The following is a 2,722-nucleotide window of genomic DNA, read 5'->3' on the forward strand; positions in this document are numbered from 1 at the left end:
GTAAGCATTCAGTAAACCCCGTCAGAACTCAGTCTTGATTCTTTATATTTTTGTACCCATAACCAATATTGTACAAAAATGAAGAATATGACATTAGACCAATTCAAGCAGACATACGAAGACTGGAAGTTGTCTGGTTTGTCTGTCCGGGATTATTGTAACAATACCGGATTTGACGAAGGTAAATTTTATTACTGGCGTAGGAAACTAACCGATTCAGCTCTTCCCGATACACAAGGATTTGTTCCTGTAAGAATGAACAATCTGAACGGTAAACTGAACATTACTACTGCTTCAAAAGAGATAGAATCTAAAAGCGATTCAGAATGTGAGATTATATACGCCAATGGTGTAACGCTTCGTATCAATAGTGCAATATCACTTGAGGTGCTAAAGTCATTAATCCTTTTATGCCAGTAAGCCATGTTTTGCCTCAGTGACTCAGATCGTTTTTTCCTTTACCCTTATCCGACTGATATGCGAAAGAGTTTTTACTCTCTGAGCGGAATCGTGACAGAGAAAATGGGTAAGGATGTACAGGAAGGCGATGCATTTATATTTATCAATAAATCATTGACCAACATGAAAATACTCCATGCCGAATACGGTGGGCTGGTGATATATAATATGAGACTTGAGAGTGGTACTTTCCGTTTGTCTGATATTGACTGTGAAGACTCTTCCGCTTCACTCTCCATCAACTGGTCAGAATTGACATTGATAGTGCATGGTATATCACCTTCAGAGACGAAAAGAGCACCACGCTGGTCTCCTAAAAAGGAGTGATCGTATAGTAAAATAATGTTCAAATCCTTCTGTATGTCAGGTGTTTTTCGTACCTTTACAGTAAATAAAAGATACGGAAAATGGCAGAAGATCCAAATTTTAAAATAGCACTTGAGGCAGTCCTTCGTGACCGTGATGATCTGTACCGACGTCTTATGCAGGCAGAAAGGAAGCTTAAAGAAATGTCTGACCTGCAGGCCATGAAAGACTCATACGAAGCCAGGCTGTCAGAGAAAGACAAAATCATTGAAGCTAAGGATAAAGCCATTGAATCCAAGGACAATCGTATTGCATCGTTGGAACGTAAACTGGAGTATCTTCAGAGGAAAGTCTGGGGAGCAATGTCTGAAAAGAGAAAACTCCCTGATGACCCAAACCAATTGAAACTTGACTTCGACAAAATGGATATGACTCCAGAGGAGGAAGAGGCAGCCCGCCAGGCCATAAAAGAGGTAAGCGAGTATAAGCGGATTAAGGTCAGGGAACACGAGAAAAAAGTTCCCGTCCGCCAAAAGCTGCCTGAGCATCTCCGCCGTGAGGAAGAACATATCTATCCGGAGGGCTATCTTGGTCATGAGGACCAATGGGTGCTGTTTAATGAAACGGAAACTTCCGAACATCTTGAATATAAACCGGCAGAACTGTATGTCCGGGTTACTGTCAGACACAAAGGCATGCGCAAGGATACAAACCGGATTATCACTGCTCCGGTGAAAAACGAACCGATACCTAAGAGTTATGCAAGTGCTTCACTGCTTACAGAACTTATGGTCGGCAAATATGTGGACCATCTTCCGTTCTACCGGCAGATACAGATGTTCAAGCGTATAGGTATCAGCCTGCCGCCATCCACTATTGAAGCCTGGTTCCATGAAGTGGCCGACCTGATGCGCCCCGCCTATTACCGGTTGAAGGAACTGGTTCTGTCTTCCGATTATGTCCAGTCTGATGAGACGACGATACCTATAATCAACAACGAGAAGCATCAGACAATAAAAGGATATCTTTGGCTGGTACGGAGTGTGATGAACAACCAGGTTTTCTTCTTCTATCATGACGGTTCCAGAAGTATGAAAGTGGCTCTGGAACTCTTCATGGATTATCAAGGTGCCATACAGACGGACGGGTATGCCGCTTATGGTACACTTGAAAAGATAAAAGGTATCATCGTCATATGCTGTTGGGCACATGCCAGACGCTACTTTGAGAGGGCTTTGAAGCATGACAAGGCCAGGGCGGAGTATGCCATGACCATTATAGGCATGCTCTATGACGTGGAACGTATAGCCGATGACGACAACATGAATGCACAGCAGCGTATGGAACTGCGTAAACGGCTTGCATATCCTATAATCTGTTCGTTTGAGAAATGGTGTCTTGCGGAGTATGGTAAGGTTCTTCCTAAAAGTCCGATAGGACAAGCCATGCACTACTTCCTTAATCATGTGCGCCAGCTGGCACATTATACAATGGACGGTAAATATTGTATAGACAATAATCTGATAGAAAATTCAGCGCGCCCCATAGCGGTCGGCAGGAAGAATTTTTTATTCTGTGGTAATCATGACGCAGCTGAAGATGCTGCTGTTATCTATTCATTCATGGGGTGCTGCAAGGCTGCCGATGTGGACTTCAAGGGCTGGATGAACTATTTCCTTAACCACGTACATGAATACGACAGTGATTACTCCAAGGACATTGCAGAATTACTGCCATCATCTTTAAAAGACAAGAAGATTATTTAAAGAATCTCCGAAAAAGTCACAGGTATGTATTAATGTCTTCGACTTTTTCGGAGAAAAATCCTAGCTTTTAATAGATCCTGATAGAAATCGTCGAATATCTTCAACATTTTCAGAGACAAGTCGAAATTTTTAATAGACAATCTATGCCGGCTTTACCAGTTTTAATCATACGGGGTTTACTGAATGCTTAC

At 42.4% G+C, this 2,722-nt stretch carries 3 protein-coding genes; all 3 read left to right on the plus strand.

The annotated features are described in order from the left end of the window. The first annotated feature begins 87 nt into the window (after window positions 1-87). The 3 genes from tnpA to tnpC all read left to right on the plus strand — a co-directional run bounded on the left by tnpA (window position 88) and on the right by tnpC (window position 2,531). On the plus strand, window positions 88-420 hold the full coding sequence (gene tnpA / locus H6A61_RS15075) for an IS66 family insertion sequence element accessory protein TnpA (protein ID WP_235329819.1): 333 nt from the start codon (window positions 88-90) through the stop codon (window positions 418-420). A 3-nt stretch (window positions 421-423) separates the two neighbouring features. Next, the gene (tnpB, locus tag H6A61_RS15080) at window positions 424-786 is read left to right on the plus strand and encodes an IS66 family insertion sequence element accessory protein TnpB (RefSeq protein WP_204394713.1); all 363 of its coding nucleotides are present in this window, start codon (window positions 424-426) and stop codon (window positions 784-786) included. A gap of 80 nt (window positions 787-866) precedes the next feature. Beyond that, the gene (gene tnpC / locus H6A61_RS15085) at window positions 867-2,531 is read left to right on the plus strand and encodes an IS66 family transposase (protein ID WP_239469255.1); all 1,665 of its coding nucleotides are present in this window, start codon (window positions 867-869) and stop codon (window positions 2,529-2,531) included. Window positions 2,532-2,722: the final 191 nt, after the last annotated feature.

The sequence above is a fragment of the Bacteroides caecigallinarum genome, assembly GCF_016901995.1.
Lineage (GTDB): Bacteria > Bacteroidota > Bacteroidia > Bacteroidales > Bacteroidaceae > Phocaeicola > Phocaeicola cellulolyticus.